Source organism: Pleomorphomonas oryzae DSM 16300 (assembly GCF_000422965.1).
GTDB classification, from domain to species: Bacteria; Pseudomonadota; Alphaproteobacteria; order Rhizobiales; family Pleomorphomonadaceae; genus Pleomorphomonas; species Pleomorphomonas oryzae.
In genome coordinates this window covers 558,450-574,912 of record NZ_AUHB01000001.1, presented here as the reverse complement: position 1 = coordinate 574,912, position 16,463 = coordinate 558,450, and the positions used below count along the sequence as shown (strand labels likewise).

14 protein-coding genes are annotated in these 16,463 nt (G+C 62.4%); 3 read left to right on the top strand and 11 right to left on the bottom strand.

The window, feature by feature from the left end; translation table 11 throughout:
* Positions 1-3 precede the first annotated feature (3 nt).
* A complete protein-coding gene (locus G522_RS0102655; protein WP_026789723.1) occupies positions 4-720 on the bottom strand; it encodes a FadR/GntR family transcriptional regulator in 717 nt (238 codons plus the stop codon).
* Between the two features lie 205 nt (positions 721-925).
* Between G522_RS0102655 and G522_RS25265 the strand changes: the two genes are divergently transcribed.
* On the top strand, positions 926-1,888 hold the full coding sequence (locus G522_RS25265) for an aldose epimerase family protein (protein ID WP_036837634.1): 963 nt from the start codon (positions 926-928) through the stop codon (positions 1,886-1,888).
* Between the two features lie 80 nt (positions 1,889-1,968).
* Here G522_RS25265 and G522_RS25260 read toward each other — a convergent pair whose 3' ends face one another.
* From G522_RS25260 to glmU, 5 genes are all read right to left on the bottom strand, one after another.
* Positions 1,969-2,589, bottom strand: a complete 621-nt coding sequence (locus G522_RS25260) for a YceI family protein (RefSeq protein WP_051228148.1) — start codon at positions 2,587-2,589, stop codon at positions 1,969-1,971.
* Between the two features lie 185 nt (positions 2,590-2,774).
* Positions 2,775-4,079, bottom strand: coding sequence for a multiple monosaccharide ABC transporter permease (gene mmsB, locus G522_RS0102640; protein WP_026789722.1), 1,305 nt, complete (start codon positions 4,077-4,079; stop codon positions 2,775-2,777).
* Entirely contained in the window at positions 4,079-5,593 is a 1,515-nt protein-coding gene (gene mmsA, locus G522_RS0102635) for a multiple monosaccharide ABC transporter ATP-binding protein (protein WP_036837878.1), read from the bottom strand. The genes mmsB and mmsA overlap by 1 nt, the downstream gene beginning before the upstream one ends.
* A gap of 187 nt (positions 5,594-5,780) precedes the next feature.
* Positions 5,781-6,845: a multiple monosaccharide ABC transporter substrate-binding protein gene (chvE, locus tag G522_RS0102630; RefSeq protein WP_026789720.1), complete on the bottom strand. Its 1,065-nt coding sequence runs from the start codon at positions 6,843-6,845 to the stop codon at positions 5,781-5,783.
* Between the two features lie 1,445 nt (positions 6,846-8,290).
* On the bottom strand, positions 8,291-9,658 hold the full coding sequence (gene glmU / locus G522_RS0102620) for a bifunctional UDP-N-acetylglucosamine diphosphorylase/glucosamine-1-phosphate N-acetyltransferase GlmU (RefSeq protein WP_026789718.1): 1,368 nt from the start codon (positions 9,656-9,658) through the stop codon (positions 8,291-8,293).
* Between the two features lie 225 nt (positions 9,659-9,883).
* Between glmU and G522_RS0102615 the strand changes: the two genes are divergently transcribed.
* Positions 9,884-10,492, top strand: coding sequence for an NUDIX domain-containing protein (locus G522_RS0102615; protein ID WP_051228146.1), 609 nt, complete (start codon positions 9,884-9,886; stop codon positions 10,490-10,492).
* A gap of 15 nt (positions 10,493-10,507) precedes the next feature.
* Here the strand turns inward: G522_RS0102615 and G522_RS0102610 are convergent, their stop codons facing one another.
* Complete coding sequence (locus G522_RS0102610; protein ID WP_026789716.1) at positions 10,508-11,527, bottom strand: substrate-binding domain-containing protein; 1,020 nt, start codon at positions 11,525-11,527, stop codon at positions 10,508-10,510.
* A 332-nt stretch (positions 11,528-11,859) separates the two neighbouring features.
* Between G522_RS0102610 and G522_RS25255 the strand changes: the two genes are divergently transcribed.
* Entirely contained in the window at positions 11,860-13,149 is a 1,290-nt protein-coding gene (locus tag G522_RS25255) for an ROK family protein (protein ID WP_051228145.1), read from the top strand.
* 53 nt (positions 13,150-13,202) lie between these two features.
* On the opposite strand, the gene G522_RS25250 is transcribed toward G522_RS25255, so the two are convergent.
* The 4 genes from G522_RS25250 to G522_RS0102585 are packed head-to-tail and all read right to left on the bottom strand — an operon-like array spanning position 13,203 to position 16,459.
* The gene (locus tag G522_RS25250; protein WP_051228143.1) at positions 13,203-13,748 is read right to left on the bottom strand and encodes a DUF934 domain-containing protein; all 546 of its coding nucleotides are present in this window, start codon (positions 13,746-13,748) and stop codon (positions 13,203-13,205) included.
* A 3-nt stretch (positions 13,749-13,751) separates the two neighbouring features.
* Complete coding sequence (locus tag G522_RS25245) at positions 13,752-14,504, bottom strand: phosphoadenylyl-sulfate reductase (protein WP_036837632.1); 753 nt, start codon at positions 14,502-14,504, stop codon at positions 13,752-13,754.
* A complete protein-coding gene (locus tag G522_RS0102590) occupies positions 14,494-16,149 on the bottom strand; it encodes a nitrite/sulfite reductase (RefSeq protein WP_026789715.1) in 1,656 nt (551 codons plus the stop codon). The genes G522_RS25245 and G522_RS0102590 overlap by 11 nt, the downstream gene beginning before the upstream one ends.
* 13 nt (positions 16,150-16,162) lie before the next feature.
* Complete coding sequence (locus G522_RS0102585; RefSeq protein WP_051228141.1) at positions 16,163-16,459, bottom strand: DUF2849 domain-containing protein; 297 nt, start codon at positions 16,457-16,459, stop codon at positions 16,163-16,165.
* Between the last annotated feature and the right edge of the window lie 4 nt (positions 16,460-16,463).

The following is a 16,463-nucleotide window of genomic DNA, read 5'->3' as shown; positions in this document are numbered from 1 at the left end:
TCATTATCTCTTCGCCGCCGCGGCCACGCGCGCCGCGCCGGCCCGGATCGTTTCCACGATGGCGGCAGCCGCTGCCTTGTCGTCCGCATCGGCAATGGCCGTCACGACACGGCGGTGCGCCTCGCAGGAAGCGGCCTTGGCTGCCGGATTGTTCACTGGCGTCGTGATGGCAAAGGTAGCGGCCAGTGCCACCTCGATCAGAGCCGATGCCGTGCGGAAAAATGGGTTGCCGCTGAGGCGAGCAATGGTGAGGTGAAAGTCCAGATCGGCGGCTGCAAACATCTCGGGAGACGCCTCCGGCGCTTCCATGCGGTCGACCACCGCGTGAAGGGTGGCAACATCCGCCTCGCTCCGCCGCCGGGCGGCGAGCGACGCCGCCACTGGCTCCAAAGCGAGACGAACATCCGAGAGATGAGCGAGCAATTCCAGGCCGATGCCGCAGTCGAGATGCCAGCGCAGCATATCCGGATCGAACAGGTTCCAGTTCGTCCGTTCGACGACGCGAGTGCCAACACGGGTTTTCGGTTGAATGAGGCCTTTGGCGGCCAACGTCTTCAGCGTTTCTCGCAGAACGGTCCGCGATACACCGAAGCGGGCCATCAACTCGGCGTCCGACGGTAGAAGGCTGCCCTCCGGCCGGCGGCCACCGACGATTTCATGAGCGAGCTCGCGTACGATCTCGTCTTGGTGCGAGCGCTTCACTGCCATCCGTCGTGTCATGAAACCCCCACAGAACGGCTAAACACCCCTCCGCGAATCATAGTTTAGCAACGTTTGCGGAAGACTGGTGCGACTATGCCACAACCGACCGAGCATGGAAGTCGGTCGAAAGACCAACATCGAAAAAACCTTTTGTTTTTCGGGAACTTGAGCGAGATTACTGGATATTGAGAAGGTAGCTCCAGGTGAGCGCGGGGAGAGAAGCATGACACATCCGGTTGAGAACCTTATCACGCTTGACGGTGGCGAAGGCCTCAAGGCCATTTTCAGTCCGGCCGGCGCGCAATTGGTGGCGCTCTATATTCCGACGAAGACGGGCGGACCGGTGCAGACGGTGATCGGATCATCCGGCCGTCTCAACGCGCCGGATGGCGATGGCTGGGCCGGTGCGATCTGTGGACGCTTTGCCAACCGCATCGCCGGTGCCAGCTTCACCCTCGACGGCGTTACCTATCGTCTGCCGGCCAACGAGGGCGTCAAGCAGTTGCATGGCGGCGCCGACGGCTTCGGCCATCTGGCGTGGAAAGAGGAAAAGACTGGCAATGAAGTCATCTTTCATCTCGATTCGCCCGATGGCGACATGGGCTATCCCGGCGCGCTCGCCGTCAAGGCGGCCTATGGGTTCAGGGGGCACACGCTCTACCTGGAGATGACGGCGACCACGACCAAGCCGACGGTGGTCAACCTGACGCACCACGTCTATTGGAACCTTTTGGGCAAGGGCGACATCCTCGGTCATCTCCTGCAGATTCCGGCGAGCCGTTACACGCCGGTAAATGCCGATCTCATCCCCGTCGGGCCGTTGGCCGAGGTGGCGGGCACCCGCTTCGACTTCCGTGAGAAGCGGCCGATTGCCGGCCCCTATGACCACAACTTCGTTCTCGATGCTGGACGCGGCGATCTGCATCTCGGCGCTCGCGCCATTGAGCCCTTGACGGGCCGCACGCTGGAGGTCTGGACCACCGAGCCGGCCATTCAGCTCTATACCGGCGAGCATTTCACGCCAGCCATCAAGGCGCCGTTCTCCGAGCAGTTGAAGAACGCCGGCTTCGCACTGGAGCCGCAGACCTTCCCCAACGCCCCCAACGAGCCCAGCTATCCGAGTTCGGTGCTGCGCCCGGGCGAGACCTATCGTCATCGTATCGAGTGGCGCTTCTCGGGCTTCTGAGTCGCGCTCTTGGCCTGATGAAGAAAGGGGCCGCGTCCCGCGAGGGCGCGGCCTCTTGCGTCAGGGAGCGGGGCTTTTCGTTAGCTAGCGGCGCCCAGGTGACGACCGTCGACGGCGAGGTCAAACACCACGTCATCCGAGTAGAGCGGCCGGCCGATGTTCATTCCGAAGGCCGAACGCGCTACGCGCCCGACCACATGAAATTCCGGCCGTCCGTCGCCCTGACCAGTCAGCGTCACGGTGAAATGCTCGGCCAGCGTCTGCCCCTTCAGGGTCAGCAGGCCGTCCACCTCGGCGGTGGTCTCCGATGTTCGGCGCACGGCGGTCGACGCGAAGCGGATGTCCGGATGGTCTGCTGCATCGAACACGGCCGATGATCGGAGCAAGCTGTCGAGCGGGGCAATGCCGGTGGTGACCGAGCCCGAGGCGACCGAGAAGGCGACCGATGATCGCTCGGCATGCACGGGATCTAGATGGAAGGTTCCCGAGAAGCTGCGGAAGCTGCCATGCACGGTCGGGACGAGCGCACCCGTAATCGAGAAGGTGACGCTCGATCGCTCGCCGACGGCGTAGCGGCCGGCAAGGCCGTCGAAACTCGTGGCGCCCGCCGGGACGGCAGCGAGCAGGAGCGGCAACAGCGAAAGGATGGTCAGGCGTCGCCGGAAGCCGCTTGGGATGTGATCAGGCAAGGGGTGTCGCATCGGTTTTACTCCGGGGCGGCATGCCCCAGCCTCAACAACACCTCATGGCGGCGTTTATTCCCGCCGCTTCGATAATCCGATCGCGAGCCGCCTATAGCGCGTCACCAGGGACAGTAGGTGTCCCGGCCACAAAAAAAGCCGGGGCCCGCAGGCCCCGGCTCGTCAATGGAACGGCAGAGGAGAACTCAGCCCTTCTGCTTGTTGTAGAGGTCGAAGACGACGGCGGCGAGCAGGACGGCACCCTTGACCATCTGCTGGAAGTCGATGCCGAGGCCCATGATCGACATGCCGTTGTTCAGCACGCCCATGATGAAGGCACCGACCACCGCGCCGGTGATCTTGCCCACGCCACCGGTCGTCGAAGCACCACCGATGAAGCAGGCGGCGATGACGTCGAGCTCGAAGCCGTTACCGGCCTTCGGGGTCGAGGAGTTGAGGCGGGCAGCGACGATCAGACCGGCGAAGCCGGCGAGAACGCCCATGTTGATGAAGGTATAAAAGCTCAGGCGCTCGGTGTTGATACCGGAGAGCCGCGTCGCCTTCTCATTGCCGCCGAGGGCATAGATGCGGCGGCCGATGGTCGTGCGGGTGGTGATGAAGACATAGAAGACGACCAGGACACCCATAACAACAAGAATATTTGGTATTCCTTTGTAAGTGGACAGCTGTAGACCGACGAAAAGAATAACAATAGAAGTGATTAAATTTTGAATTACGAAGAAAATGCCCGGTTCAACTTCAATTCCGTGTCGCAGATTGATTTGTCTAGAACGGTAATTCGAATAAACCATTCCAAGTATTACGCAGAGCGTAAGCAGTAGCGTACTTGTATTAACAATTGTCCACTCAATGAAGGTCGATTGGATGTCAAATGGACCAACAGCCTGATCATTAAGGGCGATGAAGAATGAGTTAATCTGAAGCCAAGGAATGCTGAAGCTGAATGAGCCGAAGAACCATGTAAAATCGGGGACAAAGCCCGTTGATAGCCGCTGGAATTCTATCGGGAATGGGCCAATATTCATGCCGCCCAGCAGCCAGAGGGTAAGGCCACGGAAGATCAGCATGCCGGCCAGTGTGACGATGAAGGCGGGGATGTGGTGATAGGCCACCCAATAACCCTGTGCCGCGCCGATGGCGCCGCCAAGGATGAGGCAGACGAGCGACGTCGTCCAAGGATCGATCTTGTAGTTCACCATCATCACGGCGGCCACGGCGCCGATGATGGCAACGATGGAGCCGACGGAGAGGTCAATGTGTCCGGCGACGATGACCAACAACATGCCGAGCGCCATGATGACGACGAACGAGTTCTGCAGAACCAGATTGGTCAGGTTAACGGGCCGGAACAGTACACCGTGAGTGATGACCTGGAAGAACACCATGATCACCACCAGAGCAATCAGGATGCCATACTCTCGCATGTTCTGCCGGAGGAAGACGGCAAGCGACGGCGAGGCCGTCTGGGTGGCTTCGTTGGGCGTATTCATCAAACCTTCTCCCCCGAGCGCATGATGGCGCCCATGATGTTTTCCTGGCTGGCCTCGGCGACGGGCATTTCGGCGACGATCGCACCTTCGTTCATGACGTAGATGCGGTCGCAGGTTCCGAGCAGTTCCGGCATTTCCGAGGAGATGAAGATGACCGCCTTGCCGGCGGCGACGAGGTCGTTGACGATGGTGTAGATCTCGTATTTGGCGCCGACGTCGATGCCGCGCGTCGGCTCGTCGAGGATCAAGACGTCCGGGTTGGCAAACAGCCACTTGGCCAGCACGACCTTCTGCTGGTTGCCACCGGAGAGGTTGACGACATCCTGATAGATGCTGGGCGTGCGGATCCGGAGCTTCTGGCGATATTCGTTGGCCGCCTTGCGCTCGGTGTGCTCGTCGATGACGAAGTTCTTCGAGATGCCCTTGTGGTTGGCCAGCGTGGTGTTGTGCATCACGTTGTTGATCAGGACGAGGCCGAGCTGCTTGCGATCCTCGGTGACATAGGCAAGGCCCGACTTGATCGCCCGCTCGACGTTGGAGACGTCGGCCGGCTTGCCGTTGATCAGCACCTCGCCGGAGATCTTCTGGCCGTAGGAGTGGCCGAACACGCTCATGGCGAACTCAGTGCGGCCGGCACCCATCAGGCCGGCGATGCCCACCACCTCGCCGCGCTTGACGTTGAGGTTGATGCCGTTGGAGATCTTCCGGTCGGAATGGATCGGGTGATAGGCCGTCCAGTTACGTACCTCGAAGATGGTCTCGCCGATCTTCGGTACGCGCTTGGGAAAGCGGTCGCTGAGTTCGCGACCGACCATGCCGCGGATGATGCGCGCCTCGGAGATTGTCTCGGCATGGCAGTCGAGCGTCTCGACGGTGGCGCCGTCGCGCAGCACGGTGATCTTGTCGGCGACGCGGGAGATCTCGTTGAGCTTGTGCGAGATGATGATCGAGGTCAGGCCCTGCTTCTTGAACTCCAGGAGGAGATCGAGAAGGGCGTTGGAGTCGCTCTCGTTGAGCGAGGCGGTCGGCTCGTCGAGGATGAGCAGCTTGACCTTCTTGGACAGCGCCTTGGCGATCTCCACCAGCTGCTGCTTGCCGACGCCGATGTTGGTGATCAGCGTCGAGGGGTTTTCCTTGAGGCCGACCTTGGCCAGAAGCTCTGTGGTGCGACGCGTCGCCTCGGCCCAGTTGATGACGCCGCCCTTGGCAACCTCGTTGCCCAGGAAGATGTTCTCGGCGATCGACAGCATCGGGATCAGCGCGAGTTCCTGGTGAATGATGATGATACCTTCTTCTTCGGTATCCTTGATCGAGCCGAACTTCTTCAGCTCGCCGTTGTAGTAGATCTCGCCGTCATAGGTGCCGTGGGGATAGACGCCGCTCAGCACCTTCATCAGCGTCGACTTGCCGGCGCCGTTTTCACCGCAGAGCGCGTGGATTTCGCCTTCCTCAACCGAAAAGCTCACATCGCGCAACGCCATGACGCCGGGAAACGTCTTGGTGATGTTGCGCATCTCCAGGATCACGTTCGTGCTCACGCGAGGCTCCTTTGTCCGCCGATCTCCGATGGGCGACAGGCAGAATAGTCTTGTTGTTGGTGTATTGCCGCCAGGGCGTCCAAGGAACGCACCGATCCGCGCAGCGGGCAGATTTGAAGACCGCGCGGGGATGTACCCCGCGCGGAAAGTCGTGAGCCGAAGGTTACTTCAGCTGGTCTTCCTTGTAGTAACCAGACTTGATCACCACGTCCATGTAGTTGTCCTTGGTCACCAGAACCGGCTTCAGCAGGAAGGACGGAACAACCTTCACGCCGTTGTCATAGGTCTTGGTGTCGTTGACTTCAACTTCCTTGCCCTCGAGAGCCTGAGAGACCATCTTCACGGTCTGCTTGGCGAGCTCGCGGGTGTCCTTGAAGATCGTCGAATACTGCTCGCCGGCGACAATCGCCTTGACGGACGGCAGTTCGGCGTCCTGGCCGGAGACGTACGGCATCGGGGTGCCCTGGGTGCCGTAGCCGACGCCCTTGAGCGAGGAGATGATGCCGATCGAGATGCCGTCATACGGCGACAGCACGGCATCGACATGCTTGTCGGTGTAGTTGGCCGACAGGATATTATCCATGCGGGCCTGGGCGGTGGCACCGTCCCAGCGCATCGTCGCAACCTGAGCGAACTCAGTCTGCTTCGACTGCACGACGAGCTTGCCGCTGTCGATGTAGGGCTTCAGGACGCTCATGGCGCCATTGAAGAAGAACGTCGCATTGTTGTCGTCGGGCGAGCCGGCGAACAGTTCGATGTTGAACGGACCCTTGCCGTCCTTGAGGCCGAGCGGGGTCTCAAGCGACGAGGCCTGGAGCACGCCAACCTGGAAGTTGTCGAAGGTCGAATAGTAGTCGACGTTCGGCGAGTTACGGATCAGACGGTCGTAGGCGAACACCTTGACGCCGGCTTCATGGGCCTTGGCGAGGATGTCCGTCAGCGTCGTGCCGTCGATCGAGGCGATAACGAGGACGTTGACGCCCTTGGTCACCATGTTCTCGATCTGGTTCAGCTGGTTCGGGATGTCGTCTTCAGCGTACTGAAGGTCGGTCTCGAAGCCGGCAGCCTTGAACTGATCGACCATGCTGTGGCCGTCGGAGATCCAACGCGACGAGGACTGCGTCGGCATGGCAATGCCAACCTTGCCCTTGTCGGCGGCGTAAGACGCGGTGGCCATGGCGGAAACGCCGATCACGAGCGTGGCAGCCAGAATCTTGGTAAGCTTCATTCTCTCCCCCTTCAATCCCGCGAGAGTTGGCGACTTGCCGCTCCTCTCAGGGAATTCCGTGTGAGTTGGTGACCAATTCGTCAGGCGCTAATCGCCCCTGACGTCCTCATAAAGCAGGATGTACCCGCCTTATTCCCTGTTGGGGTCCGGCGGATTGCCGCCGGATCCGCTCCTTCCGTCCAAGCCGGCTGCTGCCGGGCAGGGGGAAGGACCTCCTTGATGCGAAAGGCAATCGCACGATCGCCGTCGCGACACCGCCCGAACGGGGCGGCGAACCATTGACTCCGAAATACTTCCGGAGAGCCGTAGGCCAAATCCGCACGATGGGCGGCGCACAGATCTTGTTTTCCCACCGGCAGTTTCACCGAAACCGCGTCGCTGTCCAGACCTTCGGCGTACCGACCATCGACTAACGAGTTGGCGCGCGCCATGGACCGACTGTCATTTACCAACGGTCCGGCGAGATCCGGGACTGCCACAAAGGCCAGAATGGCCGAAGAGGAAAATCCTCCCGTCATCCTGACCGCCAAGTACCTATCGGTGACATCTTTGTCCGTGGACGAAATGCCTTGCCGAGTGGGGCGCGATTCTTTCTTGTCGGGACTACGCTCCGCAAATAGACGGACAGAACCGGCCATAGGCCGCGCACTGCCGTCGGCATCACGCTCGCAACTCCCTGTCATGCCTGATTTTTCCCCCAAATCAGCCGGAATGTCCGTGCCTCTTCCCAGGCGCCGGATCGACTTTATGTAATAGTTTAGCCAAGCGCTCCCTCCTCTGCAAGCCCCGGCTTTATCCGTGCAATCCCTTGCATTTTCGCTTTAGGGGAATACGGTGCTCACTCAACCTGCCGTAATCAAAAGGGAAAATTCGACTTTAGGAGAATTTTGAGCGGTTTTCAAAGATCTTCAGATTATAAATTCGATTCTCAAACAAAATTTTTATAGGTAAAATACAAAAATACAATTTAGAGACGAAAAACGATGATATGATAAAACCATAAGAAGCATGTCGCTATCCCGGATCGTGCTGAGGAGTCGATTGCCCGCCAACCTTCCCTAGGGAAGGTTGGCTTGGAGAAGCGCTTCCATGGGAAGAAATAGTGCAGGATCGTCCATGTTTTGATGAACGTTTCGGTCAGCTCTTGGTATCGAAAACGTTGGCAAACGGTTCGGAAGCTGCGCTCACGCCGTAAAACCTGCCGAGCGAACACCGAAGCGGTAGGCCTCGGTGCTTTTGTCGCCTCGTCGCGGGGCGCTGTACTCCCCTGAATTTTCCTACCGGAGATTGTCTCCCCGACCGTTCAGTTGGCGCGCGCGATGTATCGCCACCCGTCGGTTTCGGCGCGACAATTGAGGCAAAAGGGAATGAATCGGCACCGCCATCCATTGGGATGGCCAACTTGCATTGCCAGTCAGCGGTCAGAAAGACGCCGCGGGGCGTAATTAGCCGCTGGACTTCGCGGCGGCCTTCTTGGCTGCGAGCGCAGCCTTCTTTGCCGCGCCCATGCCTTCCTTCACTTCCTGTCGGGCACGGCCGAAAGCCATGGCACCATCCGGCACGTCGGCGGTAATCACCGAACCGGCTGCCGTCAGCGCATTGTTGCCGACTGTGACCGGCGCCACCATGACGGTGTTGGAGCCAACGAAGACGTCGGCCCCGATGATGGTCTTGTGCTTGAAAACGCCATCATAGTTGCAGGTGATCGTGCCGGCGCCAACATTGGTGCGCGCGCCGATGGCGGCATCGCCGATGTAGGTGAGATGATTGACCTTGGCGCCCTGATCAACGCGGGCATTCTTGATCTCCACGAAATTGCCGACGTGGACATTCTCGGCAAGATCGGCGCCCGGCCGAAGACGCGCGTAAGGACCAATCACGGCCCCGCTGGCAACTCTGGCCCCTTCAAGATGGCTGAAAGCCCGGATGACGGTACCCGAGGCCACCTGCACCCCGGGGGCGAACACCACATTGGGGTCGACGACCACGTCGCGGTCGAGTTTGGTATCGAAGGAGAAGAATACTGTATCCGGCGCGACCAGCGTCACACCGGCCGCCATGGCCTCGGCACGCGCCCGCTGCTGAAAGATCGCTTCGGCGGCTGCCAGCTGGACGCGGTCGTTGATGCCGACGAATTCGCTTTCGTCATCGCCGATCACCGCTTCGGCTCGAAGGCCGCGCGCCGTTCCCAGAGCGATGGCATCGGTCAGATAATACTCACCCTTGGCATTGGCGTTGCCGATCGCTTCGAGCAGCTCCGGCAAGAGCCCGGCCCTGAACGCCATGATGCCCGAGTTGCAGAGACGAATCGCCTTGGTCGCAGCGTCGGCCTCTCTCTCCTCGATGATGGCGACAAGCCTCTCATCTTTGATAATCAGCCGGCCATAGCCGGTGGGCGCGTCCGTGGTGAAACCGAGCAGGGCAATATCGGCGCCGGCAGAAAGCCGGCCGATGAGGGCGGCGATCGTCTCGGGCCGGACGAGCGGCGTGTCGCCGAACAACACGAGAACCGGTCCTTGATGGTGAACAAGAGCCTCGCGGGCGGCCAGCGCCGCATGGGCGGTGCCGAGCCGCTCCCGCTGTTCGAAGACCTGCGCGTCGGGCGCGGCCTTGCCGAGGTGGGCGCGCACCTTGTCGGCGCCGGCGCCAATCACGATGGCAAGACGGTGGGCTCCCCCGGCGCGGGCGCTTTCGATCACGGCATCGATGAGTGGCCTGCCTCCGACCGCGTGCAGCACTTTCGGCAAATCGGATTTCATGCGCGTGCCTTCTCCGGCCGCGAGGACGACGGCGAGACAGGACAGATCGGTCATGCTGGGCTCCCAAACGATGGTTGCTGCATTTGGCCGAGGCGGGGGGCGGCGGTCAAGCTCAGACCGTACCTTCAGATCCCAATGTGCTGCGTCCCACTGTTGCTGACCGGCGACAGCGGCCCCTGAGGTGGTGTCGGCAATGCCGATTGTCGGACCGCCAGCGCTGGCGAGGGCGATGGTGGGCGGCTATCAAGGACCGCACCAACGGCGACAGGGAGATTCCACGTGGCAGACCAGCTGGCCGACAACCATTTGCCTCCCGTGTCGATCAAAGAGCGCCGAACCGTCTACGACGGCTGGTTGACGCTGGAAGTCGCGGTTCTCGAAACGACCGTTCATGGCGAGCCCCGGCTGGTGCGGCGCGAGGTTCATGACCATGGCGATGGTGCCGCCGTCCTGATCTACGACCCGATTCGCCGTACGGCCGTTCTGGTCCGGCAAGTCCGTGCCGCCGCGCTCCTGGCCGATGGCCACGGCATCACGCTCGAAGCGATTGCCGGCATTGTCGATGACGGCGAAAATGGCGAGACGGCCGTGCGCCGCGAGGCCTGGGAGGAAGCCGGTTGCGTCATTGGCAAGCTTGAGTTTCTTGGCCATCCATACTCTTGCCCGGGCTCGGTGACCGAGCGGGTCTGGCTCTATCTCGGCGAGATCGATCCTACGGCACCGCGCGGCAAGGGCGGCGGTCTTGCCGAGGAGAACGAAGAGATCGAAGTGGTCGAGCTGTCGCTGTCGGCGCTGGCCGAACTTGCCGATGGCGGCGAGGCGCTCGATCTCAAGACGCGGCTGCTTGTCGAGGCTTTGCGCCGGCGCCAGCCCGAGCTGTTCGCCTGATCAGACGCCGGGCGTTCAGCGACAATCGGTAATGCGGCCGGCCGGTACGTCCTGGCAGAGGCGCTGGCTGTCGATCCAACCGGCCGACAAGACGAGACCAAGTGCATCGACGGTGATGGTAAAGGGTTGGAGATAGAGCTCGTAAGTGGTGCCTTTGCCATCATCGGTCGGCTTGGCCACCCCGAGCTCCCGCGGCGGACGGCCATCTGCCAGCTTGAGCGCCACCTCGCCGGCCTTGCGGGCCAGCGCTGCGTGATCTTCCCAGATGGTGGCCGTCTGCAGTCCACGGGCAATACGGTTGAGCGTCATCGGATCGCCGCCCTGGCCAACGACGGCGACCTTGTCGGCAAGGCCTCGCTCCTCCAGCACGGAAATGGCCTCGCCGGCGCTCGCGTCATCGGGCGCCAGGACGGCGTCAACCGCATTGCGGGTGTCGTCGAGAATGTTGCCGAACGCTCGGCGAGCGTTGAGCGACAGGCCGCCCGGCGTATAGGCTTCCCCGGCGATCCGGATCAGGCCGGCATTCAGGGAATCCTTCAGCACACCTATTTGGCCGGCATAGAGACGAGCCGTCTGAGGATCGTCAAAATCGCCTTTGAGCAGCACCCAATTGCCGCGCGGCCGGGCCGCGTAAAGAGCCAGCGCCTGCAGCCGTCCGACATCGATCTGATTGAAGCCGATCGAGATCACCCCGTCGAGATCGATCGGGCGATCATACCCGATGACCGGGATGCCGGCGGCAACGGCCGCCCGGATCGGCGACTCCATGGCCCGCGGATCGACGGCGGCGACGATCAGCACGTCGATGTGCGCCTCGATAAGGCTTTTGACGTCGAGAATTTGTTTGGCAGCCGACAGGCGGGCGTCGGTTTCGATCACCGCGCCGGCGTTGACGGCCACGGCCTTGCGGATCGCTTCCGAATCCACTCTCCAGGGATAGGTGGTATCGCCTGGCCAACTGATGCCGATCACGGGCGAGGCGACCGCCGCCTGACAGAGCAACCCGAAGGCGATGGCCGGAAGCACCCTCCGCATGTCGAAGACGTCCCCCCGAATGTCGTTCCCATGAGCGCGCGGACAATACGCGCCGGACTTGGTGTTGTGAAGCGAGACAGCGATGCCGCTCGACCCTATGATTATCTTTGAAGCCCAAAAAAAGCGTGGACCGAGGCGGAGCGCAATGTCAATATTCGCATCGGTTCAGGCTGGCCGCCGCGAGGGAGGCGAACGGACGGCTCGGTCGCGGTTGGGAGCGGTGGGCTTCTCACGCTTCGAGTGCGCACCAACGGGGCAGGGCGGAGGTTCTGAAACGGACTGCGATCTAGGGCGTCGGAGGAGACCCCCCGACTGGGAGGACAGGCATTATTATGACCGTGCGTGGAGATGGGTCGCGTCGCGTCTCGGTCGGTAAGGCCGACAGCGATCACGTCCGTCGACAAAATCGTTCGCTGGTGCTGTCGGCGCTGAGGCGGCGCGAGCCGATTGCCCGTGTCGATCTTGGTGCCGAGACGCGCCTCTCGCCGGCGACCATTACCGCCATCACGGCCGACCTGATCGCCGAGGGACTGGTCGAAGCGCGCGACGACGAGGTGGAGGGCGGCGAAGCCCAGGCCGAGCCGGTGCGGCGGGGCAGGCCGCGCGTCATGCTGCGTCTCGATCCCACGGCGGGCTATGTGCTGGCCGCCAAGATCTCGCGCGACAGCGTCGTGCTGCAGCTCGCCGATTTCGACGGGCGGATTATCGCTCACAAGGAAGCGGCGGTGCCGACCTATGAGGAGACGCGCGACAGTTTCCCCGTGAAGCTGGCCGATCTTCTTCACGGCATCGTCGCCGATAACGGCGTCGACTTCCGTCAGGTGGCGGAGATCGCCATCGGCGCGCAAGGCTTCGTCGACACCAACGCCGGATCGGTGATGTGGTCGCCGGCTTTCAGTGTCCGTGACATGCGTCTCGTCGAGCCGCTCAGGGTACTGACCGGCCGCAACTGCATTCTCTCCAACGACGCCAATATGATCGCCCAGGCCCTGCATGAGGCCAATCCCGACATCTACAGCGGCACTTTCGCAGTGATCTTCGTCGATCAGGGTGTGGGAGCGGGCCTGTTCGTCGGCGATCGCCTGCATCACGGCGCCGCGGGATCGGCGGCCGAATTCGGCCACATGAATCATTTGCCCAATGGGGCTCTTTGTCAGTGCGGCCGGCGTGGTTGCCTGGAAGCCTATATTGCCGACTACGCCATTCATCGTCAGGCGCTCGGACTGCCGGAGGATGCGCCGCCGCTCAGCGTGCGCCCGACGCAGGGCGAGTTGATTGCCCACGAGGCAGCCGCCTATGCCGGCGACGAAGCGACGCGGGCGATCTATGCTCGGGCCGGAGAAGCGCTCGGTTATGGGCTGGCTCGGCTGATGGCGCTGATCAATCCCAGTCGCATCGTGTTGACCGGCGGTTCGGTGCGCGCCTATCCGCTGTTCGAGACGGGACTGAAGGCGGCGATCGAGTCGGCGCTGGTGGAGGATCTACGCCGGTCGACGGTGATCGAGACGCTGCCGTGGCAGACCGACATGATCATGACCGGTCTCATATCCTATATGCTGACCCGTCTCGATCGCGAGGTATTCGCCAATCCGGCCGAGGCCCGGCGGTTCCGCATCGCCTAAGCCCATCCCGCCAGACTATCCGTATTCGGGCGAAACTTCCCGAAGGGCGGCAATCAGGTCGTGCGGCGGCGGAGCCAGGGGCGCGTTCCAGCCGGCGGCTCCGGCAAGGCGCCGGGCTGGTAGTGGAGGCTGGGTGAGGGATCGCGGCCTTCAGCAAGATAGCGGCGGGCCGTCTCGTTGCTCACCTCGAAAGCCGTGAAGCCGACACGGCGCATCAAAGGGATTTCGTCGATCAGCACATCGCCAACCGCTCGGATCTCGCCCCTAAAGCCGGCCCGGACGAGGCGGGCGGCATGGCTGAAGCCGCGGCCATCGGAGAACTTGGGGAAGTCCACGGCGACGACGGCGACCTGGCCGAGAAGCGGCACCGCGTCTTCGAACCGGTCGGCCGGCGAGAACAGGAGGCCCAGCTGGCGGTTGCCGGTGCTGTTTCCTTCGAGTGCCGCCCGCAACGCGGCGAGCGGCAGGATCAGGCCGTCGCCGCCATTATCCTCGGCCGCAATGGCGAAGTCGTTCGGCTCGAAGCGGCCGGCGCGATAGATATCGGTCGTCGAGCTACTGGTGGCAGCGGCCTGCGGTACGATGGCGGTGGCGACCATGGTTCAAATCCCCGGAATGATTGCGCCCGAGGGCCGGCCGAGATGGATGCCGCATTCGGTTTTCGCTTTGCCGCGCCAGCGACCGGCGCGCTCGTCTTCGCCTGGCTTCACCCTGTCAGTGCAGGGCAGGCAGCCGATGGACGGATAGCCTTCGGCGACCAGCGGATGCGGCGGCAGCCGGCGCGTCTCGCGATAGGATTCTATGCGGGCTCGGTCCCAGCCGAGCAGCGGGTTGACCTTGATCCGGCCGTTCGCGGCCTCGAACAGCGGCAGCTTTGCGCGCGTTTCAGCCTGGTAGCGCTTGCGGCCGGAAATCCAGGCGGCATACGGCGACAGCGCGACGGCCAGCGGCGTCACCTTGCGGATCTCGCAACAGGCGTCGGTGTCACTCATCCAGAGGGCGCCAGCCGGATCGGTCGCGGCGAGGTCGGCAGCGTTTGGACCGTGAGTGATCACGCCGGTGAGGCCGAGCGCCTCCACCAGGGTGTCGCGGTAGGCGGTTGTCGCGGGAAACAGCTTGCCGGTATCGAGGAAGATCACCGGCAGGGAACGATCGATATCGGCGACCATGGCAAGCAGCACGGCACTATCGGCGCCGAAGCTCGATACCAGGGCGATCTTGCCGTCATAAAGATCGAGGGCGGCGGCAAGGATCACCTCCGCCTCTTCCCCTTCATGACGGGCGGAGAGAAGGCGCGCCTCCGAGGCGAGCCCTTGGTCCGGGTCGAGGGCAAGGCCCAGCGCATCAAGCACCATAAAGGGCCTCCTTGAACGGCGCCTCGCCGAGCCGGCGATAGGCGGTGAGGAAGGTTTCTTCCGGCGACAGCCGAAGCTTGATGTAGGTGTCGACGACGGTCTCGACGGCGTCGATGACACCCTCGGCGTAAAAGCCGGGTCCGATGATCTCACCGATCGACGCGCTCTCGTCGGGGTTGCCGCCGAGGCTGATCTGGTAGAACTCCTCGCCCTTGCGGTCGACGCCGAGAATGCCGATGTGGCCGACGTGATGATGGCCGCAGGCGTTGATGCAGCCGGAAATCTTGATCGACAATGGTCCAATCTCGTCCTGCCGTTCCGGCGCGCCGAAGCGCTCGGAAAGCTGCGAGGCGATCGGGATCGACCGGGCGTTGGCAAGCGCGCAATAGTCGAGGCCAGGGCAGGCGATGATGTCGGTGATGGCGCCGGCATTGGCGGTGGCCAATCCCGCCGCGGCAAGCGCTTGATAGACATCAGGCACATCGTCGAGCGCCAGATGCGGCAGGATCAGGTTCTGCTCGTGGCTGACGCGGATTTCCGAGAAGGCCCATGTCTCGGCGATGACTGCCACGGCGTCCATCTGATCAGCCGAGGCATCGCCCGGAATGCCGCCGATCGGCTTCAGCGAGATGGTGAGCGAGGTGTAGCCCGGTGCCTTGTGGCGGTGAAGGTTCTGCTTGACGAAGCGATCAAGCGTCGGGTTGGCGGTACGGGCCGCGTTGAGTTTGGCGGAAACCGCCGGCCGCTCTTCGAAGCGAGGCGGTGCGAAATAGGCGCGGATACGCTCCGCTTCCTCGGCCGGCAGGCCGAGAACGCCGCCACGGATCTGAGCGAATTCCTCCTCCACCATCCGCCTGAGTTCGTCGATGCCGGTCTCGTGGACGAGGATCTTGATGCGCGCCTTGAACTTGTTGTCACGCCGGCCGAACAGGTTGTAGACGCGCAGGATCGCGTCGACATAGGCGAGAATGTCCGCCTCCGGAACGAAGGGGTTGATCTCGCGGGCCAGCATTGGTGTACGGCCTTGGCCGCCGCCGACATAGACGGCAAAGCCGATACCGCCGTCGTCACCACGCTTCACCTCAAGGCCGATGTCGTGCAGGCGAATGGCGGCACGGTCGTGGGCAGCGCCGGTCACCGCAATCTTGAACTTGCGTGGCAGGAACGAAAATTCGGGGTGCAGCGACGACCACTGCCGCAGGATTTCGGCATAGGGACGAGGGTCATCGGCCTCGTCAAAGGCCGCGCCGGCGAAATGGTCGGCGGTGACGTTGCGGATGCAATTGCCAGAGGTCTGGATGGCGTGCATCTCCACCTCGGCCAGTTCACTGAGAATGGCTGGCACGTCCTTCAGCGCCGGCCAGTTGAACTGGATGTTCTGCCGGGTCGTGAAGTGGCCGAAGCCTTTGTCATAGGTGCGGGCGATATGGGCGAGCCGACGCATCTGGGTCGACGATAGCGTACCGTAGGGAACGGCGATGCGCAGCATATAGGCATGAAGCTGCAGATAGACGCCGTTCATCAGGCGAAGCGGCCTGAATTCGTCCTCGGTGATCTCGCCCTTCAGTCGACGTTCCACCTGGTCGGAGAACTGAACGACACGCTCACGCACGAAGGCGGCGTCGAACTCGTCATAGCGATACATGGCGGCCTCCTTCTTAGTTGGCACCGGGCCGGTGGTCGGACTTGACGGTGGGGCCGAAGGCGCGGATACGCTCGCGGAGCCGCTTCGGCACGATGTGACCGTCCGTCACCTCGACGGCAATCGGCGCCACATCCAGTACTTTCGACGCCTTGACGTCGGCGTTCGCCGCAGCCACGGCAAGGGTAAGCCGATCGGTACTATCGATCAGTTCCGCGGCATCGACATCAGCGACCCAGTCGCCGGCGGCCGTGCGGTAGACGACATCGCCGTCATAAAGTCGGTTGGCGGTCAGAATCTCGAGCATGGGCATTCCG